The following is a 25244-nucleotide window of genomic DNA, read 5'->3' on the forward strand; positions in this document are numbered from 1 at the left end:
GATAAAAGTGAATTAAAAGCGCATTTATGCCGTCAGGCAATGCGCTTTTGTTTTACTGTTATCATTTAACTCTCAGCCGTAATAACTTTCCATCCAGCTTTCAAGAATCAAGGCTGCAGAGACACTGTCAACCTTACCCTTATCAAGGGCTTTATAACCGCCGTTAGCAAAGATGAATTCTTTAGCGCTTGCCGTTGTTAAGCGTTCATCCTGAAGGGCTGTTTTTACCCCGAAGCGGCCGTTTAAACGGTTAGCGAATTTTTTTGCGCGCTGCGTTATTTTCTGCTCTGTACCGTCCATATTCAGTGGTAAACCAACCACTACTAAATCCGGTTTCCAGTCACTTATCACTTTTTCAACAGTATCCCAGTTAGGAATGCCGTCATTTGCTTTAATAGCCGCCAGCGGCTGTGCTGTAGCGGTTATCATCTGTCCGGTGGCGACGCCGATACTTTTTGTACCGAAGTCAAATCCTAAAAGGCTGGATGGTGCTTTTATCTTTTCTGTCATCTGTTCTTTATCGCCCTGCATTGATGGGGAAGTTTATAATATCAAGTCAAACATTTTTATTATGCGTGACCTATGCTGGTGGTAAGCTGCTCAGGGTTAATGCCTAAGCGGTGTAAAGATTCACTCCAGCGCAACTCTGCCGGGGTGTTAAAGATAATGTCATTTTCACTTTCAATAGTAAGCCAGTGATTATCATTCATCTCCTGTTCGAGCTGTCCTGAGTCCCAGCTGGCGTAACCTAATGTGACCATATATTTTTCAGGCTCATTTTTAGTGCCTAAGGTGGATAATATTGCATTGGAATTAGACATCATAAGATGATCATTCAGCTGCGTACTCTGTGAGTTGTCGGCAAGCGGGCTGTGCAGTACAAAACCGCGCTCCAACTCTAAAGGTCCACCTAAAAATACCGGATTAAGCAAAGGAGGCTCTGGTTGATGAGTGATTGTTTCGACATTTTTTAATAACTCCTGCAGGGTTAACTTAACGGGAAAGTTAATAATAAAACCCATTGCACCTTTTTCATCGTGCTCGCAGACGTAAACGACGGATTGTTTGAAATAGGGATCAGTTAAAGAGGGCATGGCAATCAGGAAATGATTTTTTAAAGTACTAAGTACTTCGGTATGGCTATTTTTATGCATATGATTAGTAGCCGGGCTATCATTTTTTGTTGTTATATTTGTCATGTGATACTCCCTTTTATAGGTTACCGCACTATTAAGTATGGCCGCATTTACAGATATTACTTAGTTTTTGTTACTGAGTTTAGCTGACAGCGATTAATGCAAAAATAAAGCATAAATGATGCACAAACTACTATCTTTATGTTTATTTTATAGTTTTAAAAGTAAACCGATTGAAGCTTCTAAGTTTTCAATCGGTGGGTCTATATCTTTATTTGCTATTAGTAATGCGTTTTTGGATCGCATCCATTAACTTAGCGCTGATATTCGTACCGTAGGCATTATCTATTTCTTGAATACAAGTTGGACTGGTAACGTTAATTTCAGTCACTTTATCGCCGATCACATCAAGCCCTACAAAAATAAGTCCTTTTTCTTTTAATTTAGGCCCTATGGTATTTGCAATATGCCAGTCACTTGTTGATAAAGGCTGTGCTATACCGCTTCCGCCGGCCGCCAGATTACCGCGTGTTTCTCCTTTAGCTGGAATTCGTGCTAATGAATAGGGCATTGGCTCTCCGTCAACGATTAAAATACGTTTATCACCGTCTTTAATTTCCGGTATAAATGCCTGTGCCATGCAGTAACGCTGCTGATGTTCGGTTAATGTTTCAATAATCACGCCGATATTAGCGTCGTTTTCTTTGATGCGGAAAATAGAAGCGCCGCCCATGCCGTCCAGCGGTTTTAAAATGACATCTTTATGCTTCGCATGGAAATCACGAATTTTTTGACTGCTGCGGGTTACTAGCGTAGTCGGGGTAAATTCACTGAACCAGGCGGTGAAGAGTTTTTCATTGGCATCACGTAAACTCTGCGGCTTATTAACAATCAGGCAGCCTTCATCTTCTGCGCGCTCTAACAGGTAAGTTGCGTAGATGTATTCTGTATCAAAAGGCGGATCTTTACGCATTAAAACAGCATTTAAATCAGAAAGCGGGTGGTCAACAGCTTCTTCAAGCTGGTACCAGTTATCTGCATCACGCTGCAGGGTTAGTTTTTTACTGCTGGCAAAACAGCGTCCGTTATCTAAATACAGATCCTGCATTTCTAAATAATACAGTTCCCAGCCTCGAGACTGAGCTTCCAGTAACATTGCAAAACTAGAGTCTTTATGAATTTTAATGTCAGAGATTGGATCCATGACGATACCGATTTTAATGGTCATATTCTTTCCTTTGTGGCGCTATAAATAGTTATGCAAGATCACCAAAACGACACTGCAGAGCCGTTATTGCTGTGAGTGCGGCGGTTTCAGTACGTAAAATTCGCGGACCTAATAAGGTCTCGGTGAAATTTAAGGTTTCAGTCAAGGTGATTTCTTCATCTGTTAATCCGCCTTCCGGGCCGATTAATAAACGAATATGACTGATTTCACCCGGTAATGTATTAATTGAATATTTTGCGCGGGGATGAAGGGTCAGTTTTGTTGCCTGATCCTGGCTGTTACACCAGACTTGTAAAGGAGTCGCAGTATGAATGGTCGGCACAATATTTCGCCCGGATTGTTCACAGGCGGCAATGGCTATTTTCTGCCACTGCTGCAGTTTTTTTTCCATTCGTTCTTTATTGAGTTTTACGCCGCAGCGCTCGCTTAATAACGGCGTTATTTCATTAACGCCTAACTCCACGGCTTTCTGAATAACAAACTCCATACGGTCACCGCGCGAAATAACCTGTCCTAGATGCAGGTGCAGCGGGCTTTCGTTACAGGTTTCCTGAAAGGAGGTGATAAGCGCAGTGCAGGAGCGTTTTTGTACCTCTTTTAAGCTTGCTTTGTACTGCCCGCCTAAACCGTTAAACAGAATAATTTCAGCACCCGCTTTCAAGCGTAAAACCCGGATATGCTGCGTGGCATCGTCGCCAAGTAATATTTCACTGGATACGGTTAAAGTTTGTGGATCATAAAATCGAGGGTTGCGCATAAGTATTCTATTGCTGTAATGAATAATGGCCTTAAGTATACCGCGAAAACTTTGCAGAACACTATTGCTTGCTGCTGTTTTCTTGATGACTCACTTTATCAGTGAGTTGATTTCAATTACTGCATAGATATGCGACAATTTATAGTTATTATAGGTTTAGGAATATTATTATGTATGATTCGATTTTAAAGAATAAATCCAGTGATCCCAAACAAGGGGTTTATTTTATTGGTACCACACCTCCTAAACAGGATACGGATATTGCGTTAGTATCCGGAATTGCTGATAAATTACTGAATAGACTGGAGTCGATCGATTATGACGGCCTGATTGTTTATGATATTCAGGATGAAACTTCACGAATTGATAAACCGCGTCCTTTTCCTTTCAAATATACCCACGACTCGCGTTTATATTCAAAATTACTGCATGATAAATCAACTAAACCGGTGATCACCTATAAAAGTGTTTCTCAGCGCGACGCTGCTGATTTTTCAAGCTGGTTATCGGATGCGTGGCATCAATATTCGGTGCGCGACATTGTTCTGGTCGGCAGCCCCTCCTCTGAAGGTGAAATTAAGCTGTCTTTGCCGGATGCTTACCAGGCATTGCGCGATCATAATTTAGATTTTCATCTTGGTGGTGTCACTATCGCTGAACGTCATATCAGCAAAGGTGATGAGCATTTACGCCTGCGTGCTAAAGAAGTACAGGGCTGTGAGTTTTTTATCTCTCAAGCTGTTTATAACGCGCAGGCAACGATTGATCTGCTGACTCGTTATGCGTTGGAATGTAAAAGTGAAGGGGTTAAACCTAAACGTGTTGTACTGACTTTTTCTCCTTGTGGTAGTGCCAAAACCCTGGAGTTTATTGAATGGCTGGGTATATCGGTACCTGAGGCGACAAGTTTACGTATTTTACAGTCAGAAAACCCGCTTAAAGAGTCGCTGCTGATCAGTCGTAATAATTTTGAACAGATTCTGCAGGCCTGCCTGCCGTTAGATATTCCTTTTGGATTAAATATCGAAAGTTTAACCAACCGCAAAGAAGAGATTGACGCTGCTATATTATTATTCAAATTATTAAAAGCGACCTTAGATCTTAAATTAGCTGAATCACAGCTGTAAGGTATGCACCAGTTGTACTAAAGGCAGGTAAATGGAATTAAGCAAAGAACAACAAACTGAATTAACACGAATAGCTGTAAAAGCCGGGCAGATTCTGCATCAGCACGGAGCTGAAAGCCGTTTAGTTGAGCAGACGACACAACGACTTGGTACTGCACTTGGAGCACAAAGTATCGAGCTGTCGGTCAGTTCTGATTCTATTGTTATTACCAGCTTATTTAACGGCAACTGTATAACGACTACCCGCCGTTGTTATGACCGCGGCATTAATATGCAGATGGTCTGTGAGGTGCAGCGGCTTTGTGTGATGGCTGAAAAGCAGCTAATGGATGCTGGACAGGTAAAAGAACGTTTACAGCGTTTAAAGCCGATGAAATACAACCGCTGGTTAGTGGTATTGATGATCGGTTTTTCATGTGCCAGTTTCAGTCACTTTTTTGGTGGAGATCTGCCGGTGTATATCACCACCTTTTTTGCCTCTGCCGGTGCAATGATTTTGCGTCAGGAACTTGCCCACCGCCATCATAATCCTTTTGTTAATTTTGCATCAGCCGCTTTTGTCGCCACTTCCATTTCCAGCCTTGGAGTGATATATGACTTTGGTGAAGAACCGCAGATTGCGATGGCTGCCTGTGTATTATTATTAGTACCGGGTTTCCCGTTGATTAATGCAGTATCCGATATGCTTAAAGGGCATATCAGTACAGGCATTGCGCGCTGGGTATTTGCAACATTATTAAGTATTAGTGTGGCGATTGGTATCGTTGCATCGATGACATTGACCGGTGTTGTCGGGTGGATAAATTAATGAAACGATTACAAATGATTAACAGCAGCTTTGAGCAGGTCAGAGGGAGTTTTTGAAATGGAGTTGTTAAAACTATTAGTCATTGATGCCTGGTTTGCCTGGATCCCGGCAGTTGGTTTTGCCATGGTATTTAATGTACCTAAGAAGATGCTGATCTACTGCGCGGTCGGCGGGGCATTTGCACACAGTCTTCGTTACCTGCTGATGCACTTTGGGATTCCTATTGAGTGGGCTACATTAGCCGCCTCAAGCAGTATGGGGTTTGTTGGATTATACTGGTCACGTAAGCACCTTATTCCGCGCCCGGTTTTTACTGTCGCATCAATTATTCCCATGATTCCAGGAAGTTATGCGTTTACCACCATTATCGGTATTGTTGAATTAAATTCCGGCGGATACAGCCTGGAACTGATGCAGGTTATTGTTGAAAATGGTCTGCGTACGCTGTTTATTCTTGGGGCTCTTAGTTTTGGTTTAGCGCTGCCGTCGATATTAATTTATCGAGGCCGGCCGATTGTTTGAGTTGAAAAAACTACGATAAGAATATAGAAAACTAAATTTTTTTTCTTTTACCGTTTAGCATGGTATTCGTGTAAGCTTCGCGCTGTTAATTATTTCTAAATATAGGTTTCATAATGTCAGATAAATTTTTCTTTAAAGGCAAGAAAGAGAAAAAACCCAAACACTCAAGTTATGGTTTTAATACAAAACGTGCTGTAAAAGCCGGAACAGAAGAGTCTCCACTGACATTAACAGTAAGCAGTGAAGCTAGAAAAACTGAAATCGAATTAATTCTGCAGGAAAATGCACTGTTTGCAGATATTAAAGTAGATGCAGACAGCGAAGAGAATATTGTAGAGCTTGAAGGTTTTTTAAATAAACCTAAAACGATGACCTTTGATAAACTACCTAAGCGTAATGATCCGTGCAGCTGTGGAAGTGGTAAAAAATTCAAGAAGTGCTGTGGTTAATTACTGACGTTTATAGTTATTGCTAAAGTCGTTAATTATCAACGTTTCAGTTTTTAACTATTGCTAAAGCCGTTAATTATTAACGTTTTTATTTTATGCTCTTTGTTAAAGCCGTTGATTATCAACGTTTCTATTTTATGCTCTTTGTTAAAGCCGTTGATTTATTAACGGCTTTTTTGTGTCGGTTATTTCCGGCAGCAGGGCTTGTGCAGCTGTATTGGAGGGCATTTTACACTTCCATAGGAGCAGAATACACAGCAGTCTCCCGCTTTGGGTTTTAATAGTTTTTTACAGCCGCTGCATTGATAAAAATATAGGCAGGCATCGACCGGCATTATTTCACTTTTTTGAAAACCGCAAAAAGGGCAGGTAAGTATACTTTGTAAAATAACTTCACCGATAAGTCTCCTCCCTTTTATTTTTAAATTAAGAATTACTCTGCATCATTAAGTGATTTTAAACTGCGCAGAAACAGCCCCAGTCCACCTACAGCAAGTACTAATATGGTAATCAAATCAAAAGCGCTCATGGTTCTGAAGTTAAACTGGATTGACGAAATTACGCCGAATATTAAAGCGGTTATTGAACCTAGACTTAATAACCAGCCGATAATATTTCTGCTGTTATAAAAAATTAAACCGATACCGAATATAAATGGAATCATTACCATACCACTGGTAATGCCAAAATGGCCGCCGGCAGCTGAAAACCCATATAAACGGGTGCTTAATGCAAAGTTTGATGTAACCGAAATCGCATTGAGCAAAAGATAAAAACCACCGCTCATCATGATTAAACCGATGAAAAATGTACCAATACCGCCAGATGTGCCACCTGCACCTTTCATATAATATCCTTATATTTAACCTTGTTCTAATAATGCGCGCAGATCAATAAGTGCCGCATTCGCCCGAGAAACATAATTTGCCATAACTAATGAGTGATTTGCAACAAGACCAAAACCGCTGCCGTTTAAAATAATCGGGCTCCAGACGGTATCCTGAGTTGACTCTAAATCTCGGATTATCTGTTTCAGGCTCACTTGCGCATTTTTCTTTTCTAATACATCTTCAAAGTCTATCTCTATTGCTTTTAAAAAATGCAAAAGTGCCCAGGTTGAACCGCGGCTCTCATAAAATACATCATCAATTTTAAACCATGGCGTTTTTACTGAAACCTGCTCATCACTCTGAGTAGATTGTTTCGCAGTCGGGTCTCCAGCTAAAGTAGTATCGTAACGATCATGTCCTACGCTGGCGCTTAAATTATGAGAAATTGCACCTAAACGTTTTTCAACTTCCCGCAGCCAGCCGCTTAAATTATCTGCACGAGTATAAAACTGTGCATCCTTTTGATCTTTGGAGGCTAGTCTGCTGCGGTATCGCTTTAAAGCAGTCACTGCGTCTTTATATTCCCCTTCAGCACTTGGAAATGCCCAGTTTTTGTGAGAAATGTTAACCTTGCTTTGCGCAACTGCTAAATCTTTATCACCACTTGACTGCGACTGGGAGCGGCTGAAGTCTAGGCGCATTACTAAGGTTAAGTCCCTTACCTGTTCTAGCACACCGTATTCAAAAGCCGGCATATTATCCATCAGCAGCGAAGGGAGGGTGACATCATTGGCTAAAAATCCTCCTGGTTTATCCGTTAACCAGCTGGTGATGTCGATCAGCGTTGTGGTTGTTGTATAACCGGCAACAATCTCATGATTATTGATTTTTGCCTGCTCGAGGACCTTAGCTTTTACATCATAGGTTGACGGCATCCATCCCCACCATAAGGAGATGAGCCATAATAATAGTGAGATAACCGCTAAGCCGCTGAGAATCCCTTTTTTTAGTGAAACTGTCATACATAATTCCTATTATTTGCTGTCTGCTGATACAGATAAAATAAAGATTTAATCATCATAACAAATGCTAAATATTTAATGCTAAATATTCTCAATATAAACAAGATTATCTGAGTATTATGATAATCTTGGCTGATAATATAAAGAATAAGGGTCAATATGAAAGTTTCAATGATTGCCGCTATGGCTGAAGATAGAGTTATCGGCTTAGATAATAAAATGCCCTGGCATTTACCGGCTGATTTACAGTTTTTTAAACGTGTGACGTTAGGCAAACCCGTTATTATGGGACGTAAAACCTATCAGTCAATTGGTCGTCCGCTTCCCGGCAGAAAAAATATTGTTTTAACGCGCGATAAAAACCTTGAGATACAAGGTGTCAGCTGTGTGCAGACTGTTGAACAGGCGCTTGACCTGGTACAAGGTGTTGAGGAAGTGATGGTCATCGGCGGCGCCACGATATATCAGCAGTTTTTAAACAGGGCAACACGCTTATACCTGACATTTATTGATTTTAAAACTCAAGGTGATACACAGTTTCCTGATTATCAGGCAGCAGCTGACTGGTCTGAAAGTGATCGTGAAGCCCATCTTGCGGATCAAAAAAATGTTTATAACTATCAATTTGTCACATTAGAAAGGGTTTAATAGCTTGTATTTAATTATCTGATTTTATTTTAAGAGAGGGCGTAGTGGTAAAAAAAACAATAAAATATATCCTGGTGGTGGAAGACAGCAAGATGTTCACCCGTATTTTAAAACGCAGCATCGAATCAGTTAAACAATTTAAAGTTATCTCAGTCGAAAATTTTGCTGAGTTGAAAGTTTTATTAGCTGAAAAAAAACATTCGTTTTTTGCGGCGCTGCTGGACGTCAATTTACCCGATGCGCCGAACGGCGAGGTTATCGATTATGTTGTACAGTTTGATATTCCGTCTATCATTTTTACCGGTAAGCTGAATGAACGTTTCCGTAATAAAATTTACACTCGGGGCATTGTTGATTACGTATTAAAAGAGGGGCGTAGCAATGTTGACTATGTTGTTTCATTATTAAATCAGCTGGAGCGTAATAGAAAACTTGAAGTGCTGGTGGTTGATGACTCTAAAAGTGTGCGCACCTATATTAGAAAACTGCTGTTGATTTATCAGTTTCAGGTTCAGGAAGCACAGGACGGCCCTGAGGCTTTAAAGATATTAAAAGAAAACAGTAATATCAGCTTAGTGTTAACGGATTTTAATATGCCCAAGATGGATGGTCTGGAGCTGACTAAAGAGATCCGCAGTATCTACAGCAGTCAGGAGATGGCCGTTATCGGTATGTCGACTTTTGGTAACAACCAGCTATCAGCGCGTTTCCTTAAATTGGGGGGCAGCGACTTCCTTACTAAACCATTTCTAGAAGAAGAATTTTTCTGTCGAATTAATCAGAATATGGAACTGCTTGAACATATTCGCGAATTAAAATATTTAGCTTCCAGAGACCATCTAACCGGTCTTTTTAATCGCCGTCATTTTTTTGAGGACGGCAACCGTTTATTTGAGCAGCAGAAAAAGAAACAGTCGACTATGGCAGTTGCATTATTAGATATTGATTTCTTTAAGAAAGTTAACGATAACTATGGTCATGATGCCGGTGATGCTGTTTTGCAGCAGCTTGGAAAAGTTTTACAGGAAGAGTTTAGCGGAAAAGATATCGCAGCTAGATTCGGCGGAGAAGAATTCTGCTTTTTACTCTGTGATAAAACATCAGAACAAGCACTGCTTGAGCTGCAGAGGTTAGCCGCACGCATTGCGGATCTGACTTTTGTTTTAGAAGACGACTTTGAGTTTAAAGTAACGGTAAGTATCGGTGTCTTCAGCGGCCGCGAAGGTAGTCTGCAGTCATCGTTAAGTCGGGCGGATAAAGCTTTATATCAGGCAAAAGAAAACGGCCGTAACCAGGTGATATTAGCTGAGTAATAACCTTCTGTTAAATGGAAGGTTATTACTCACTATGAACAGGGCAGGCTAGTGAAAATTGTTTTTTATCCTGCCAGCGCAGCATGGTTAAGCTGTTTCCCCATACACAGCCGGTATCTAATCCGTATACACCATTTTTACTGACTTTGCCTAATAACGCAGCCCAGTGCCCGAAAAGTATCTCACTGCTTTGATCCAGCGTGTTTATTTCAAACCAGGGTTTAAGAGAGCCGCTGTCGGTCTGCTCCGGTGCTAATTTATTTTCAAATTCTAAAGAGCCGTCTAAAAAGCAGTAACGCATGCGCGTAAATACATTAATGATAAAGCGTAAGCGTTCTATATCCTGTAACTGTTCGTCCCATGACTGCGGATGATTGCCGTACATATCCTCAAGCAGCTGTTTGTAGTTTTCACTATGCAGTTCTAATTCGACCTCTTGTGCATATTTTTCAGCTTGTGGAATGGTCCACTGCGGGGAAATACCTGCATGCACCATCACAAAATCAAATTCTGGATGGCGAAGCAGCAGCGGCTGCAGACGAAGCCATTTCAGCAGTTCGTCGCAGTCTGGTGCATTTAATAAATCAGTTAGCTGGTCTCTTTCTTTATTGCGGTGAATCCCCTGATGGATAGCCAGTAGATGTAAATCATGATTGCCTAATACAACTTTAGCGCTGTCCCCTAAGCCTTTAACAAACCTTAGTGTCTGCAGTGATTTTGGGCCGCGTGCAACTAGATCTCCAGTTAACCAGAGTTCGTCACATGCGGGGTCAAAGTCGGCCATTGTTAACAGCTGCTGCAGTTCGTCACAGCATCCCTGGATATCTCCAACAATATAAGTTGCCATTATTTTGCGTTCAGCTGCTGATCATAAACATAGTTAGCTACTTTAACATACTCTTCGACGGTAATATTTTCAGCACGCTTGCCCGTATCAATACCAATTTCCTGCAGCTGCTCTACGGTTAATAAATCTCTCCAGCCGTTACGTATGGTTTTACGGCGCTGATTGAAAGCCATTGAACATACCTGGTTTAATACTTTCAAACTTTTAGCAGCAAACGGTGGTGTATCATAGGGTTCTAAACGTACTACTGCTGATTCAACTTTAGGAGCAGGTATAAAGGCCGTAGGCGGTACTTCTAAGACAGGAATAACTTTGCAGTAATACTGCGCCATGACACTTAAGCGTCCGTAAGCTTTACAGTCAGGTCCGGCGCACAGGCGGTTAACCACTTCTTTCTGCAGCATAAAATGCATATCAGAAATTTTATCGGCATATTCAAACAGGTGAAACATTAACGGAGTTGATATGTTGTACGGCAGGTTACCAAAGACACGAAGCTGCTTATCTTCACTGGCTAGCTGACCAAAATCAAACTGCATTGCATCAGCTTGAGTGATATTGAGCTTATCAGCTAAAGTCGGGTGTTTGGCTAGGCGTTCGGCTAGATCTCGATCCAGCTCTACCACATTTAAACGATTCACTTTCGAAGCCACCGGCTCCGTCAGCGCGCCTAAACCTGGTCCGATTTCTACAATATTATCGTCACTTTGCGGTGCAATCGCGGCCACAATCGAATCAATAATATAATCGTCGTGTAAGAAGTTCTGGCCGAACCGTTTACGGGCGGTGTGGCCTAGGTGTGTTTTATCATTCATTGTAATTTTGCCTTGTTTCTTACTTTCAATTTTTATTTTGTATCATGGTGATCGCTTCGTTGACCGCGCATAGTAAACTGCCTGCATCGGCTTTACCAGTGGCGGCTAAATCTAATGCCGTGCCGTGGTCAACGGATGTGCGGATAAACGGTAACCCTAGGGTGATATTAACTGACTTTCCAAAACCTTTGTATTTTAAAACAGGTAAACCCTGATCGTGATACATAGCTAATACTGCATCAGCCTCTTTAAGGTATTTTTCCTGGAACAGTGTATCAGCCGGTAATGGGCCAATTAAGTTAATATTCTGCTGACGCAGTTTTTCTAGTGTCGGTTCAATGGTATCAATCTCTTCACGTCCCATATGCCCGCTCTCACCGGCATGCGGGTTTAAACCGCAGACATAAATACGCGGCTGTTTAATGCCGTATTTTACCTGTAGTTCTTCATTTAAAATATGAACAATTTCCGACAGACGTTTCTCCGTAATGGCGTTAGAGACATCAGCAAGAGGTAAGTGAGTGGTTACTAATGCGACACGTAGTCCGGTTGTAGCCAGCATCATGACCACTAAATCAATATCAGCTTGTTCAGCAAAGAATTCGGTATGTCCGCTGAAGGTAACACCGGCGTCATTAATAATGCCTTTATGTACTGGTGCTGTCACAACGGCGGAAAACTCACCGGATAAACAGCCTTGGCTGGCAAATTTAAGGGTATCGAGAACAAACTGGCCGTTTGCTGAATTCAACTTTCCTGCTTGGACATCTTGTGCCAGCGGCATGTGCGCAACCGTTAATCTACCGGGCTGCGAAACCTCTGCTGGTCTTTGCGCATCATAATCAAGCAGTGTTACTTTTTCATTGAGTAATGATGCTCGCTCTGCCAGCAGGTATTTATCTGTGCAGATAACCAGCTCAACAGGCCATTTTTGCTGAGCTAAGCGAAGCATTAAATCCGGGCCGATACCGCTTGGTTCACCTGCGGTAATGATTAAACGCTTAATCATTATTGTGCCTCAATAATATAATTGGGATTATTTATTTTAATATAAGCTTCCTGACGAATTTCGTTCATCCATGCATAAACTTCTGCCGGAAAACGCTGTTTAAATATAATGCCGTAAGCTTTTTGTTTGGTTGCCTGTTCTGTTGTATCTGATTCGCGTTTATCCATAACCTGCAGAATGTGCCAGCCGTGCATAGTACGGAAAGGTGCACTGATTTCACCAAGAGGAAGTGACAGTGCTAGATCTCTGAACTCAGGTACATACATATTCGGATCAGCCCAGCCCAGCTCGCCGCCTTTAACCGCAGAGCCTGGATCTTGAGAGTGTTGTTTGGCTAAATCAGCGAATGATTCTGTTCCGTCAATAATGCCCTGACGGTATTTAACCAGCAGCTGTTCGGCTTTTTTATCGCTAAGAATAATGTTAGATTTAATGAGGATATGGCGCGCATTAACTTCTTCGGTCATTACATTTTCAGATCCCTTTTTGTCAAGAACCTTAATGATATGTATACCCAGGTCGGTCTGAAATGGACCGATTAACTCGCCTTTACTGGGGTTTTTATCTGCAAATTCGCCTGCGAATGCAGTCGGGATTTCATTCACAGAGCGCCAGCCCCAGTCACCGCCTTCCAGAGATTTTGGACCCTGTGAAAACTCAATAGCCAGATCTGAGATATCAGTGCCGCTGTTTATTTTATCTGTTAACTGCTCAGCCTTCTGCTGAATAGCCTGCAGCTGCTCAGCAGAGCCGTTTTTATTTACTTTCAACAGGATATGCGCAAAGCGATACTTAGTGGTTTTTGCTCCCTGCTCGTTAATACGTTTTACCATCTGCTCAACTTCCTGATCAGAAATATTGATACGACGGCGTACCTGTACCTGGCGAATTTCATTGACTGTTAATTCATTGCGGATACTGTCTACAAAGGCAGAGTAATTCTTTCCATTTGCCAGAAGCTCATCTTGATACTGCTCTAATGTTTTACCTTCATTTTTAGCAATTTCTTCTAGTGTCTGTTCCAGTTGGGCATCGTTGATGCGCAGGCCGATACGTTCTGCAATCTGCAGCTGCAGACGGTCAGATATTAATTTATCAAGGATCTGTCTGGTTAATTTGTCACCGCTTGGTAAACTTTTACCGCTGTCCTGGTAACGTTTCTGCAGCTCTTCCTGCATACGTATGATATCACTGCTTAATATTACCTCCTGGTTAACCACCGCTTCGATTTTATCTAATGGTTTACTCTGTGCAGTAACTTGAGGCGTCAATAGCGAGGCGCAGACCAGAGGCAAAAGAATATGTTTTATTAATTTCATTATGTATCCATTATTTTAAGTAAAAAGGTCGGCCGTAATCGAATAGACCTTGTTCTCCGTCACTAAATCCGACGCCGCCTAATCCCATTAGTTCAAAAGTAAGGTTAAAACTTCGCTCTGTCTGATAGTCTTCTGTAATTGTATCAAGCGAACCATAGTATGGAAGCATATGATTATCATAGGATAAACCCAAAGACCAGCAGCATGACTGATAATTTATTCCTATGATACTTTCATAGGCATGTTTATATTCCATATCGTAATAGTAACTGGCAAAAGATGTCCACTGAGAATTGATTGCCCAGTTTATTTTTGTGCCGAACTGATTAACTAGACTAGCGGCCTGTGTAGATGAGCTTGTGTCTTCCTGCTCTGCAATGTAACGGTAATTTAACTGCGCATAGGTATTTGAGGCCCAGCGTTTTTCAAAGGTTGAGTTTGCTCTGTTGATCACATTGCTTTCACTGTCCCATTCAATGCCGCCATGATAGAAATAATCATTTTCAAAGTTTATGTCCAGCTCTGCAATAATCGAAGAGCGGCTGGCAGTCTGATCTTCTCCGTCTGTTGTCGGCAGCTCGACCTCTGATTCTGAGAAATAAAAATTCTGACCCACAGCAAAACGCATTTTTTCTTGGCCGCGTGCATTTAAGAAGCTGCTTGATACACCTAAGGTCAACTGATTCGCATCGGCAATACGGTCATAACCTGAGTAACGATTACTACGAAACAAACCATAATAATCCTGCTGCATAGTCGTAGTATCATAAATACCTATATTTGACTGATCCTGGTAGGGGACATATAAATATTGGACTTGTGGTACTAAGGTTTGTCGGTATTGGTTATCGAATAGGGCAAAATCACGTTCAAAATTAATGCCGGAATGGATTTTAAATGAAGGGATATAACGGCTGATATTTTCATCCAGATCATTATACCAGCTGTATTTCGGCGAGTCTGGTAATGTCTGTTCATAAAAACTCAGCATGTATTTAAGCTCAGTATTAACAAACAGAGAGTTGTAATAAAGCGGCAGTGATAATTTCGGCTCCAGGTGAACACGTGTACCGCTGTAGACATTATCATCGTTATGTGCAAATTTAGATATTTCTGAATACCAGTCCAGCTGTAGGCTTTTCCAGTTAATCGGCTGATAAGCACTTAGCGCCAGCTTAGGCATTACCTTATGCGGTGTATCACCACCTCCTAAAATTTGGAAGTCCCGCACCTCAAGCTCACTGTTCCACTCCTGCTCTGTATATCTTAGTTTGGCGGTCTGCAGCAGCTGGTTATCACTGCGTGTTCCGTAGTCGGTATCGATATCACTAAAATAATAGTCATCACTTACTCGGTTGTAATCGGCGCTAAAATGCCAGTTTTTAGCAAAACTAACATTGTGATTCCAGTGGTATAGATAACGTTCATCATTACGCAGTTGATCATCACCCAGGTATTCCGCCTGCATTTTACCTGAGCCGGCATCTAGAAGGTAGCGGTATTCAGCCGCCACTAAGGTACCACGCTTAGACATATAGGTGGGGGTAATGGTAGCATCCATATTTTCCGCAATATTGATATATAGCGGTTGAGTTATTGTCGTGCCGTTAGTGCTTGATAACTCATATGTAGGAAATAATAATCCAGTTTTACGTTTATCGGTAAGCGGATAAGTGAAATATGGAAAGTAAAAAACCGGCACATCTTTTACTCGCAATACGGCATTGTAAGCACTGCCCATTTCTGTTTCATTATCGATATAAAGTGTTGTGGAATCAATAGCCCAGGTATTATCCCCTGGAGGACAAGCGCTGTATGTTGAAGAGTCAAGTTCATAAAGATCCCGACCGTTATCATAAATACGATCCGCGTTACCGCGTCCGCCCCGCCCATGAAACTGATAATCTGACTGATATAATAGTGTCTGATCGGTTTTCAACTGTCTTTCAATTGAATCAGCATCAAGGCTCACGTCTCCGTTTATAAAATTGCTGTTGCCTTCGGCTGCTATTTTTTCCTGTTCAACAAAGTAGGTTAGTTTATCGGCAGATAAATATTTATCTCCCTGCCTGAGCTTTACATCATCCTGGTAAATCAGTTTATCCGGATTTCCGCTTAAAGTGCGGGCTTCTATATTGACCGGAGTTTGTTCCATTGGTCGTTTATTGGGATCTACAGTTATCGGGGGAACATTCTGGTAACACTGTTTGAAGAAAAACTCCGTAGAACGAGGCTCTTTAGATGCTGATTGTGCGGGGAACTGCTCTACAGCCTGGCTATTACCACTAAGCGTTTCATTATTAAGACTTGTATCTGATTCTGATTTTAATGCTTCATCTGCACTAGCAGCAGAAAAAGGCAGTGTAATCAAAAATAATGGTAATAATTTTAACATTTACAACTCACAAAGGTGCTTAGAAATTGAAAACGCTAAGCATATCTAAAGAAAATTTGAGCCTGCTATAATAGAGCAAACTTAAGTTTGCTCCAATCATTGTTAGTCATAAATATGCTAAATTCATCTGTTTTGACTAAATAATTGGCAAAACTGCAAATAGTTAGTCAAAATGTCTGCATTCTATATCGCCGATCCACTTGCTGATTTCTGCATTTTCAAGTGGACTGGGTATATTCATACACTTCTATTTTATAAGGTATTTCTGGTTATGCGTATTTGGGGAAAAATACTCGGCGGTTTTTTTGGTTTTATGTTCGGGCATATATTCGGCATGTTACTGGGTATCTGGTTAGGTCATCGTTTTGACCGGGCGATGGCAATCAATTTTAATATTCAAAACGGTCTGTTTGGTAATGCTGTCAGTAGTCAAGAACGACAAAAGCTCTTTTTTGACACTACATTTTCGGTAATGGGACATCTTGCGAAAGCAAAAGGCCAGGTGACACAGACTGATATTCAAGTGGCTAATGCTTATATGGATCAAATGCGCCTGCAGGGTGAAGCCCGCAGTCAGGCTCAGGCCTCATTTTCTTTTGGTAAAGAAGCCGATTTTCCGCTTGAAAAAGTGTTATCTGAGTTTGCACAGATGGTTAGAGGGGATCGCAATGTTCTGCAGATGTTTTTAGGTATTCAAGTACAGGTTGCATACTCCGACGGGACGCTGCATGACAATGAAAAAAATATTTTATATACGATTGCTGAATTACTGGGTTTTTCCCGTTTTGAGTTAGACAGATTACTACAGATGTTCGAAGGACAGCAGCATTTCCATCAGGGGCAGCAGCCGCAGGCTAGCGAAGAAGATTCATACAAGATCCTGGGTATTGAAGAAGGGGCTACAGATAAAGAAATTAAACGTGCTTATCGTAAATTAATGAGTCAGCATCATCCGGATAAGTTAGCTTCTAAAGGTCTGCCTGAAGAGATGATGGTTATTGCTAAAGAAAAAGCGCAGGATATCCAGCGTGCTTATGAGACGCTTCGTAAGAATCGAGGTTTTAAATAAATGCTGTTGTCCCTTGTACAGCGTTATAGTTTAAAACTTGTTTTTACTTTGGCTTTGTTACTCGGGATACAAATACCTAACTTTTTACAGCAGTATGAACATAGGTTAGATGCACATTATATTGAGGCAAAACATCAGTTACAGCAGTATCAGAATCTTGCTGATTTGTATTTTGACGGCTCCCTGCAGGCGCTGATAACTAAACATAAAAACAGCCGCGAAAACTTGTTCCAAGATGAAGCGCTGCTTATTGAAAATTTAATGGAACGTTTTAATTACCTGCAGGAGCAGAAAGACAGACTGCTTTCTCCTGTTAGTTCTCGCTTGTATCATTTACTCGCTAAACTGAACAGTCCTTTATTTATTGAAACAAAAAACAATTATCAGGCCGATATTGTACTGAATAAAAATGCGATAACGGTTGGTTTGATTTTTGCGCTTTTATCTACAATATTATTTGAATTGTTCTTTTATTTCATTTGTTTACTTGTAAAAAAAGTGTTTTCACCACGTTCAGTAAAACAATAGATAACCTAATTAATTGCTTAGTTTTGCATTTAACCCTTTAAATCTGTGATCTGCTTCTTTATGATGAACTGTTAATAATTAATCACCCTGATGGTGATAAAGTTTATTCAGACTTATAAATCGGAGCTTAATTCATGTCTACATTTGCACTTGCTTTTGGTACAGCGACTAAAAACCGTGACCAGAAAATTATTGAAGCATTTTTCCCTAACCCTCTATTAAATCCAAGTGATGATCTTGTTGCTGTTATTGCTGGCTTAGTCGGTTATGAGCAAGGCAATCAGGAAATTGAAATTACTCCTGCAGTTGCTGAGCTGCTGGCCGCTGCTTTTAACGGTGCCAATGAAACGGCTAATGCTGATTTTGCAGCCGCCGCCGCTAAATCTTGCCAGCCGCTTGTATTAGTTATTTTAGCGTCGGACGAAGCACCAGTATCTGTTGCTCAGGGCTACCTTAAACTGCAGCTTATCTCGCATCGTTTAGTTAAACCGCACGGTCTGGTTTTAGATGGTATTTTTGGTGTGCTGCATAATATTGCCTGGACTAATAAAGGGGCGATTGATCTCCCTGAATTAGCAGATCGTCAGATTACAGCGCGTTTAAACGGTGAAACTATCACTGTTGACTGTGTGGATAAATTCCCGAAAATGGTTGATTACATTGTGCCGAACGGTGTACGTATTGCCGATACTTCTCGTGTGCGTTTAGGTGCGCATGTTGGGGAAGGTACAACGGTAATGCATGAAGGTTTCATTAACTTTAATGCAGGTACAACGGGTGTAAGCATGGTTGAAGGACGTATTTCTGCTGGTGTTATGGTTGGCGAAGGCAGTGATATCGGCGGCGGTGCATCTATTATGGGCACATTAAGCGGTGGCGGTAAGATGGTTATCGCGATTGGTGAAAACAGTCTGCTTGGTGCTAATGCAGGCCTTGGTATCCCGCTGGGTAACCGCTGTACGATTGAATCAGGTTTATATGTAACAGCCGGCTCGAAAATCAAGATGCTTGATAATGAAGGCAAGGAAGCCGGTTTTGCAAAAGCGCGTGAGCTGGCAAATAAAGATGACCTGCTTTTCCGCCGCAACTCAATGACTGGACAAATTGAATGTCTAGCCAACAAAAGTGCCGTTGAATTAAACAGCATGCTGCATTCAAACTAACAGCTATTTGTCTTATTAATATCGTATTAGGGTTACTTTTAAGTAATCCTTTTTTATAGCGGTTGTTTATTAAAATGTACAATGGCAAATAAAATAAAACCAGCAGATGCTGGTTTTATTGATGATCTAAGGGCTGCTTTAAAAACTAAGGCAGAACCTTCTTAAAAGGTTTTACAATCACTTCTGCATAAATACCCGCTTCAACATAGGGATCTGCATCCGCCCAGGCCTGTGCATCTTGTAATGAATTAAACTCTGCAATGACGGTAGAACCGCTGAACCCGGCATCAGCAGGATCTTCGCTGTCAATCGCAGGATTTGGGCCGGCTACCAATAAACGCCCCTGATTATCCAGCTCTTGTAAACGAGTAAGGTGGGCAGGACGAGCCTGTTTACGCTGTGCTAAGCTGTTTTCAACATCTTGTGAAAAAATAACATATAACATATTTATTCCTCTGAATTTTTATTGGCTGAAGCTTCTTTTTCCGATTCTGGAACCGGTAAGTATTTATAGATATATATACCGCTTAAAACGGTAAATGCCAGCGTAAGACCCAGCAGACCGAATACCTTGAAGTTAACCCATATTTCCATCGACAAGCTGAATGCAACATAAACATTAACAGCACCTAACAGAGCGAAAAAAACTGCCCAGGCAAGGTTGAGGTTATTCCAGATATTATCCGGAAGAGTTAATTCTTTACCGAGCATCTGTTTGATAGCCGGCTTTTTAAAGACAAACTGAGTAACTAATAAGGCCAATGAAAACAGAGCGTAAACCACGGTTACTTTCCACTTGATAAAGACATCATCATGCAGAACCAGCGTTAAGGTACCAAATACCATGATCATTACAAAAGTAACAATATGCATTTTTTCAAGCCTGCCGTTTTTGAAATAATTAAACGCCAGCATAAGGCCCGTTGTCAGCATTAATGCCGCTGTTGCCGCATAAATATCGACCATTTTGTAAACCGCAAAGAAAATGATCAGTGGAATAAATTCAAAAAATTGCTTCATATCTATCTCTACTTAAAAGCGGGTAAACCCGCTTTAATATATTACTTATAGGTAGCAGCTTTCATTTTTTTAATGAATTTGTGCATTTCACTTAGCAGTTTTTCCGGGTTATCTAGATTTGATTCGATTACTTTAACAACAGCTGAGCCGGATATTGCGCCGGCTGCTCCAGATTTAATCGCTTCTTTTACCTGACCAGGTTTAGAAATACCAAACCCTAATAAAGAGGGCGCCGCGTTATGCTTGTTTAATGTTGCTAACATATGCTCAACCGGCATACCGGCTTTTGCATCTGCGCCGGTTACACCAGCACGGCTTAGCAGGTATGTATAACCTGAGCCTAGTTCAGCGACTTGTCGCAGGGTTTCTGGAGAGCCGTTGGGCGGCGCAATAAAAATCTGCTGAATATTATACTTATCAGCCGCCGCGCGGTAAGGCGCACTCTCTTCCAACGGCACATCAGCAATTAAGACTGAATCAACACCCGCTTCTTCGCAGCGCTGATAAAAGTTTTCAATGCCGTTACGGTATACAAGGTTAACGTAGAGTAATAAGCCGATCGGTATTGTCGGATGCTGTTTACGAATTTCACGAATGATTTCAAAGCAGCTGTCGGGTGTTATGCCGGAGTCTAAAGCACGTGTTGATGCATCTTGAATTACGATACCATCGGCTACCGGATCGGAGAAAGGGATGCCCAGTTCCAGTGCATCGGCACCGGCTGTCACTAAGGTGTCAATAATTTTAAGCGAAAGTTCCCGGTTAGGATCGCCGATAGCAACAAAAGGAACAAATGCACCCTGGTTTTCAGTTTCAAGGCGGTTAAATAAAGCTGCGTAACGTTTGCTCATTAGATCATTCCTTTTTGTTCAAAAATTTCAGCAACAGTGAAAATGTCTTTATCACCTCGGCCGGATAAATTAACAATAATAATCTGCTCTTTATCATCATGCTTGATAATTTTAAGAGCATGTGCCAGTGCATGTGATGATTCCAGCGCTGCAATAATACCTTCCTGCTCGGCTAGGACTTTAAAAGCTGCTAATGCTTCGTCATCAGTTGCATTGACGTACTGAGCTCTGCCTGTTTCTGCTAAATGGGCATGCTGCGGTCCGACAGATGGAAAATCCAGGCCGGCTGAAATAGAGTAAGACTCCTGCACCTGGCCGTGTTTATCCTGCATCATCAGTGAGTGCATACCGAAGAAGATACCTTTTGAACCGTAGGAGATAGGGCAGCCGTGCTCACCTGTTTCAATACCGTGGCCGCCGGGTTCAACACCAATTAATTCAACATTTTCATGGTCAATAAAATCAGCAAACATACCGATAGCATTAGAGCCGCCGCCGACACAGGCGATCACTTTATTGGGCAAGATACCTTCTTTTTTCAGACACTGCTGTTTGGCTTCTTCACCAATCATTTTTTGAAACTCACGTACAATGGTTGGGAATGGATGAGGCCCAGCCGCTGTACCTAATAAATAATGCGCAGTTTCATAACTGCCTGCCCAGTCCCGTAACGCTTCATTACAGGCATCTTTCAAGGTTGATGAGCCCGATGTTACCGGAATCACTTCCGCCCCCATTAAGCGCATACGGAATACATTAGGTTTCTGACGTTCACAGTCAACCGCGCCCATATAAACTTTACATTTTAGGCCCAGTAAAGCGCAGGCTAATGCAGTGGCAACACCATGCTGACCCGCACCGGTTTCTGCAATTATCTCATTTTTACCCATACGTTTAGCCAGCAGCGCCTGACCTAACACCTGGTTGGTTTTATGTGCACCGCCGTGCAGCAGGTCTTCACGTTTAAGGTAGAGTTTAGTTTTTTTACCTTTAGTTAAATTACGGCATAAAGTAAGGGGAGTCGGGCGTCCTGCGTATTCAGTTAATAATTCTGAAAACTCAGCAAGGAACTCCGGATCGCTTTGTGCTTTTAGAAACTCCTCTTCTAACTGCTTTAATGCCGGCACAAGAATTTGTGGTACGTACATGCCGCCGAATTGTCCAAAATAAGGATTTAACTTTTCCATTTTATAGAACCTTTTAATTTATATAATAAGATACGATGATCTTATAATTAATAATATTTTTTGAGCGAAAGCCTGTGAAACATATATCTCATATGCCCGGAAAAAATTGCTCCCAATTAGTTTTCAACTTTTCCATTTTATATAACCTCTTAAACTGTACTGTTAACGTTGTACATAACTTGTGATTGCTGCAAATGCAGCGTCTAATTTAGTTTGATCTTTTTTACCCGGCGCACTTTCAACACCTGAATTAAAGTCTAAACCGGCACAACCGATCAGGGCCGCCTGCTGTGCATTTTCAGGTGTTAAACCGCCAGCCAGCATGATCCTGCTTTTGTCTAAGCCGGCCTGCTCTGCCAGCAGTGACCAGTCAAAAACCTGACCCGTACCGCCGCTCTGGTCGCCCATTTGTGTATCAAGCAGGTGTTTCTGTACATTATATTTTTCGAAATCAGGAAGGCTGTCAGTGACACCATGCGTTTTCCATATTTCACATTGCTCAGGAAGCAGCGTGCGTAATGTTTTAATGTATTTCGGATCTTCATTACCATGCAGCTGAACAACGCGTAAACCAAGCTGCTTAACGGTATAAGCAATCAGTTCAGGATCTTCATTCTGGAATACACCCACATAGGATAATGGTGCACCTAACATCACCAGGCGTGCTTCTTCCATATCCACAAAACGCGGGGATTTTTCAACAAATATCAAACCGCCGTAAACCGCCCCTGCTTTATAAGCATCAGCCGCCGCGCGCGGGTGCGTTAAGCCGCAGACTTTGTTCTCGCCCAGGATTAGTCGGCGGCAGGCCTGGTCAATATTTGCCTGACTCATAATAGAACTGCCCACTAAGAAACCATCGGCATGTTTACTTAAATCTTTTATCTGCGCATGGTTATAGATACCGGACTCTGAAATTACTACCCGGTCTTTTGGTATTTTAGCCGCCAGTTCTTTAGTACGGTTCAGATCAATACTTAAGTCCCGCAGATTACGGTTATTAATGCCGATAATTTTTGCATCTAAGGCAATGGCACGTATTAATTCATGTTCATTACTGACTTCGGTTAATACTCCCATATTAAGGCTGTGCGCTGTATCGCGGTAAGCCTGATAAGCGTCATCATCTAATACTGACAGCATTAATAAAACCGCATCGGCTTTATAATGACGGGCTAAATAAATCTGGTACGGATCGATAATAAAGTCTTTACATAAAACCGGCTGCGTCACCTGTTCGCGCACTTTAGTGACATATTCAAAATCACCCTGAAAATACTTTTCATCGGTTAATACTGAAATTGCAGACGCGTAGTTTTTGTAAGTGCCGGCAATAAGGTCTAAATCAAACTCCTGACGAATCAGTCCTTTTGAAGGTGAGGCTTTTTTACATTCTAGGATAAAAACACTTTTACCCTGGTGCAGTGCACCATAAAAATTACGGCTGCTCATGCCCAGCTCATCTTTAAACTTAATTAAAGGCTGCTGTGCTTTACGTGCTTTTACCCATTCAATTTTGTCATCAACAATTTTACCAAGAATGGTGTCCTGTAAACTCTGGTCGTTTAACATTGGCTTTGCTCCGCGAGTTGCTGCACAAGCTGCAGCGGCTTACCGGTCTGCATCATATTTAGGGCCATTTCTGTACCTTGTTTAAAGTTGTCGGCTTTACCGTTAAGCACTAATAATGCTGATACATTAACCGCGACAGCCGCCTGCTGTGCATCTGTGCCTTTACCTTGGAGTATCTGCTCGATAATGACTTTGTTTTCCTGTGCGTCACCGCCGAAAATAGCTTCAACCGGGTAATGTTCAACACCGAAATTTTCAGGTGTTAATGTATATTCTTTTATTTCACCATTAATAAGTTCGGCAACTTGAGTTTGACCATGCACTGCCACTTCATCTAAACCGCTGCCGTAGACCACCATTACTCGTTTCATGCCCAGCTCTTTATGCACCTGTGCAATTGGTTTTAAAAGCTCAGGGGCATAGACGCCCATTAATTCAAATGCGGGACGTGCAGGATTGACCAGCGGCCCTAACACATTAAATATTGAGCGGGTTTTCAGGGCCGCACGAACTGGAGCTGCAAAGCGCATTCCGGCGTGATAGTGAGGGGCAAAAATAAAACATATATTTAAGTCGTCTAAACATTGACGTGCTGTTTCCGGGCTCATATTAAGGTTAATACCAAAAGCCGCCAGTAAATCAGAAGAGCCGGATTTGCTTGATACACTGCGGCTGCCGTGTTTGCAGACCTTAAGGCCACAGGCGGCTGCTACAAATGCACTCGCTGTGGAGATATTAATGGTGCCCAGGCCGTCACCGCCGGTACCGACAATATCAGTAAAATCATAATCAGGACGAGGAAAAGCTTTGGCCTGTGCCAGCAGAGCATTAGCAGCCCCGGTTATTTCTAATGGAGTCTCACCCTTAATTTTTAATGCGGTTAATACCGAAGATAAAATAACAGGATCGACTTCGCCTTTTACTACCTGCTCAAAAAAAGCCTGGCTTTGTTCACTGCTAAGCGATTCACCTGCATATAATTGTTCTAAAACTTCATGAATATCGAACTGACTCATTTAAAGGGTCTCCGTGTTTGTGACTAGCTCTAAGCTTGTTTCTAATAATTTTGCACCTTCACAGGTTAAAATAGACTCGGGATGAAACTGAAATCCGATCACTCTATCCTGCTGGTTATAAACGGCCATACACATACCGTTAAAGTCTGCAACCACCTCTAAAGAGGGCGGTACGCTTGTACCAAGAAGTGAGTGGTAACGGGCAACTGAAAGCGGCTGGCTTAAACCGGCAAACATACGGTCACCGCAGTGTGTTATTAATGAAGATTTGCCGTGCATAATCTGCTCTGCCTGACCAACTACGCCTCCGTATTGTTCGATCAATGCCTGATGGCCTAAACAGATGCCGAGCATAGGGATCTGACCTTTACATAATCCGATTAATTCAATCAGACAGCCGGCTGCACTCGGGGTACCGGGGCCGGGGGAGAGAATTAGGGCTGCTTCATTCTCACTGGCGTCAATATATGCCTTTACCTGTGATGCCGGCAGACTGTTACGATAAATTTTTACCGGATAACCCAGTGCTTTAAACTGATCTACCAGGTTGTAGGTAAATGAATCAAAGTTATCGAGAAAAAAGAGTGTTTGTTTTTTAGCTGTTTTCATCTGC

Annotated in this window: 28 protein-coding genes; 9 read left to right on the top strand and 19 right to left on the bottom strand. The window is 41.8% G+C overall.

The genetic code is table 11. The features are described 5' to 3' along the window. Positions 1-72: 72 nt before the first annotated feature. The 4 genes from ruvX to rsmE form a co-directional block, all read right to left on the bottom strand. Positions 73-510: a Holliday junction resolvase RuvX gene (ruvX, locus tag G327_RS0102980; protein ID WP_026339158.1), complete on the bottom strand. Its 438-nt coding sequence runs from the start codon at positions 508-510 to the stop codon at positions 73-75. A 59-nt stretch (positions 511-569) separates the two neighbouring features. Next, positions 570-1199 (bottom strand): YqgE/AlgH family protein, encoded by a 630-nt coding sequence (locus tag G327_RS0102985; RefSeq protein ID WP_019613276.1) that lies wholly within the window; start codon positions 1197-1199, stop codon positions 570-572. A 208-nt stretch (positions 1200-1407) separates the two neighbouring features. Further along, complete coding sequence (gshB, locus tag G327_RS0102990; protein ID WP_019613277.1) at positions 1408-2364, bottom strand: glutathione synthase; 957 nt, start codon at positions 2362-2364, stop codon at positions 1408-1410. 28 nt (positions 2365-2392) lie between these two features. Further along, positions 2393-3121: a 16S rRNA (uracil(1498)-N(3))-methyltransferase gene (gene rsmE / locus G327_RS0102995; RefSeq protein WP_019613278.1), complete on the bottom strand. Its 729-nt coding sequence runs from the start codon at positions 3119-3121 to the stop codon at positions 2393-2395. A 170-nt stretch (positions 3122-3291) separates the two neighbouring features. Between rsmE and G327_RS0103000 the strand changes: the two genes are divergently transcribed. From G327_RS0103000 to G327_RS0103015, 4 genes are all read left to right on the top strand, one after another. Then, entirely contained in the window at positions 3292-4248 is a 957-nt protein-coding gene (locus G327_RS0103000) for a methylenetetrahydrofolate reductase (RefSeq protein ID WP_019613279.1), read from the top strand. A gap of 31 nt (positions 4249-4279) precedes the next feature. Beyond that, complete coding sequence (locus G327_RS0103005) at positions 4280-5056, top strand: threonine/serine exporter family protein (RefSeq protein WP_019613280.1); 777 nt, start codon at positions 4280-4282, stop codon at positions 5054-5056. Positions 5057-5113: 57 nt separating this feature from the next. Beyond that, the gene (locus tag G327_RS0103010; RefSeq protein ID WP_019613281.1) at positions 5114-5578 is read left to right on the top strand and encodes a threonine/serine exporter family protein; all 465 of its coding nucleotides are present in this window, start codon (positions 5114-5116) and stop codon (positions 5576-5578) included. Positions 5579-5691: 113 nt separating this feature from the next. After that, on the top strand, positions 5692-6027 hold the full coding sequence (locus G327_RS0103015; RefSeq protein WP_019613282.1) for a PBPRA1643 family SWIM/SEC-C metal-binding motif protein: 336 nt from the start codon (positions 5692-5694) through the stop codon (positions 6025-6027). A gap of 185 nt (positions 6028-6212) precedes the next feature. Here the strand turns inward: G327_RS0103015 and G327_RS27305 are convergent, their stop codons facing one another. Genes G327_RS27305 through G327_RS0103025 form a run of 3 tightly spaced genes read right to left on the bottom strand, consistent with a single transcriptional unit; the run spans position 6213 to position 7879 of the window. Then, entirely contained in the window at positions 6213-6461 is a 249-nt protein-coding gene (locus G327_RS27305) for a GDCCVxC domain-containing (seleno)protein (RefSeq protein ID WP_483826382.1), read from the bottom strand. Further along, positions 6461-6874 (bottom strand): hypothetical protein, encoded by a 414-nt coding sequence (locus tag G327_RS0103020; protein WP_019613283.1) that lies wholly within the window; start codon positions 6872-6874, stop codon positions 6461-6463. Before G327_RS0103020 ends, G327_RS27305 begins: the two co-directional genes overlap by 1 nt. A 15-nt stretch (positions 6875-6889) precedes the next feature. After that, positions 6890-7879, bottom strand: coding sequence for a DUF2333 family protein (locus G327_RS0103025; protein ID WP_019613284.1), 990 nt, complete (start codon positions 7877-7879; stop codon positions 6890-6892). Between the two features lie 159 nt (positions 7880-8038). Here G327_RS0103025 and folA point away from each other — a divergent pair, with 159 nt between their 5' ends. Together folA and G327_RS0103035 are read left to right on the top strand one after the other, a co-directional pair. Further along, positions 8039-8527, top strand: coding sequence for a type 3 dihydrofolate reductase (gene folA, locus G327_RS0103030; RefSeq protein ID WP_019613285.1), 489 nt, complete (start codon positions 8039-8041; stop codon positions 8525-8527). 44 nt (positions 8528-8571) lie between these two features. Next, the gene (locus tag G327_RS0103035; protein WP_019613286.1) at positions 8572-9840 is read left to right on the top strand and encodes a GGDEF domain-containing response regulator; all 1269 of its coding nucleotides are present in this window, start codon (positions 8572-8574) and stop codon (positions 9838-9840) included. A gap of 25 nt (positions 9841-9865) precedes the next feature. Here G327_RS0103035 and G327_RS0103040 read toward each other — a convergent pair whose 3' ends face one another. Genes G327_RS0103040 through lptD form a run of 5 tightly spaced genes read right to left on the bottom strand, consistent with a single transcriptional unit; the run spans position 9866 to position 16225 of the window. Then, positions 9866-10687 (bottom strand): symmetrical bis(5'-nucleosyl)-tetraphosphatase, encoded by an 822-nt coding sequence (locus G327_RS0103040; RefSeq protein ID WP_019613287.1) that lies wholly within the window; start codon positions 10685-10687, stop codon positions 9866-9868. Then, positions 10687-11502 carry a 16S rRNA (adenine(1518)-N(6)/adenine(1519)-N(6))-dimethyltransferase RsmA gene (gene rsmA / locus G327_RS0103045; RefSeq protein WP_019613288.1) on the bottom strand — a complete coding sequence of 272 codons (816 nt, stop codon included), beginning with the start codon at positions 11500-11502 and terminating at the stop codon, positions 10687-10689. Before rsmA ends, G327_RS0103040 begins: the two co-directional genes overlap by 1 nt. Before the next feature lie 25 nt (positions 11503-11527). Then, complete coding sequence (pdxA, locus tag G327_RS0103050) at positions 11528-12511, bottom strand: 4-hydroxythreonine-4-phosphate dehydrogenase PdxA (RefSeq protein WP_019613289.1); 984 nt, start codon at positions 12509-12511, stop codon at positions 11528-11530. Then, entirely contained in the window at positions 12511-13830 is a 1320-nt protein-coding gene (locus G327_RS0103055; RefSeq protein WP_019613290.1) for a peptidylprolyl isomerase, read from the bottom strand. The genes pdxA and G327_RS0103055 overlap by 1 nt, the downstream gene beginning before the upstream one ends. Positions 13831-13840: 10 nt before the next feature. Further along, on the bottom strand, positions 13841-16225 hold the full coding sequence (gene lptD, locus G327_RS0103060) for an LPS assembly protein LptD (protein ID WP_019613291.1): 2385 nt from the start codon (positions 16223-16225) through the stop codon (positions 13841-13843). A 271-nt stretch (positions 16226-16496) separates the two neighbouring features. On the opposite strand from lptD, the gene djlA reads away from it, so the two are divergent. From djlA to dapD, 3 genes are all read left to right on the top strand, one after another. Then, positions 16497-17294, top strand: a complete 798-nt coding sequence (gene djlA / locus G327_RS0103065) for a co-chaperone DjlA (protein ID WP_019613292.1) — start codon at positions 16497-16499, stop codon at positions 17292-17294. After that, positions 17295-17822 carry a DUF2937 family protein gene (locus G327_RS0103070; protein ID WP_019613293.1) on the top strand — a complete coding sequence of 176 codons (528 nt, stop codon included), beginning with the start codon at positions 17295-17297 and terminating at the stop codon, positions 17820-17822. Positions 17823-17956: 134 nt separating this feature from the next. Next, positions 17957-18985, top strand: a complete 1029-nt coding sequence (gene dapD, locus G327_RS0103075) for a 2,3,4,5-tetrahydropyridine-2,6-dicarboxylate N-succinyltransferase (RefSeq protein WP_019613294.1) — start codon at positions 17957-17959, stop codon at positions 18983-18985. A 145-nt stretch (positions 18986-19130) separates the two neighbouring features. Here the strand turns inward: dapD and G327_RS0103080 are convergent, their stop codons facing one another. From G327_RS0103080 to G327_RS0103110, 7 genes are all read right to left on the bottom strand, one after another. Further along, positions 19131-19430, bottom strand: a complete 300-nt coding sequence (locus G327_RS0103080; protein ID WP_019613295.1) for a YciI family protein — start codon at positions 19428-19430, stop codon at positions 19131-19133. Positions 19431-19432: 2 nt separating this feature from the next. Further along, complete coding sequence (locus tag G327_RS0103085) at positions 19433-20005, bottom strand: septation protein A (RefSeq protein WP_019613296.1); 573 nt, start codon at positions 20003-20005, stop codon at positions 19433-19435. 41 nt (positions 20006-20046) lie between these two features. Next, positions 20047-20856, bottom strand: a complete 810-nt coding sequence (gene trpA, locus G327_RS0103090) for a tryptophan synthase subunit alpha (protein ID WP_019613297.1) — start codon at positions 20854-20856, stop codon at positions 20047-20049. After that, positions 20856-22043 carry a tryptophan synthase subunit beta gene (trpB, locus tag G327_RS0103095; RefSeq protein WP_019613298.1) on the bottom strand — a complete coding sequence of 396 codons (1188 nt, stop codon included), beginning with the start codon at positions 22041-22043 and terminating at the stop codon, positions 20856-20858. Before trpB ends, trpA begins: the two co-directional genes overlap by 1 nt. A gap of 162 nt (positions 22044-22205) precedes the next feature. Next, a complete protein-coding gene (gene trpCF / locus G327_RS0103100; RefSeq protein WP_019613299.1) occupies positions 22206-23615 on the bottom strand; it encodes a bifunctional indole-3-glycerol-phosphate synthase TrpC/phosphoribosylanthranilate isomerase TrpF in 1410 nt (469 codons plus the stop codon). Beyond that, positions 23609-24631, bottom strand: coding sequence for an anthranilate phosphoribosyltransferase (gene trpD / locus G327_RS0103105; protein ID WP_019613300.1), 1023 nt, complete (start codon positions 24629-24631; stop codon positions 23609-23611). The genes trpCF and trpD overlap by 7 nt, the downstream gene beginning before the upstream one ends. Then, a complete protein-coding gene (locus G327_RS0103110; RefSeq protein ID WP_019613301.1) occupies positions 24632-25240 on the bottom strand; it encodes an aminodeoxychorismate/anthranilate synthase component II in 609 nt (202 codons plus the stop codon). Positions 25241-25244 lie beyond the last annotated feature (4 nt).

It is taken from the genome of Psychromonas ossibalaenae ATCC BAA-1528 (genome assembly GCF_000381745.1).
Classification (GTDB): Bacteria; Pseudomonadota; Gammaproteobacteria; order Enterobacterales; family Psychromonadaceae; genus Psychromonas; species Psychromonas ossibalaenae.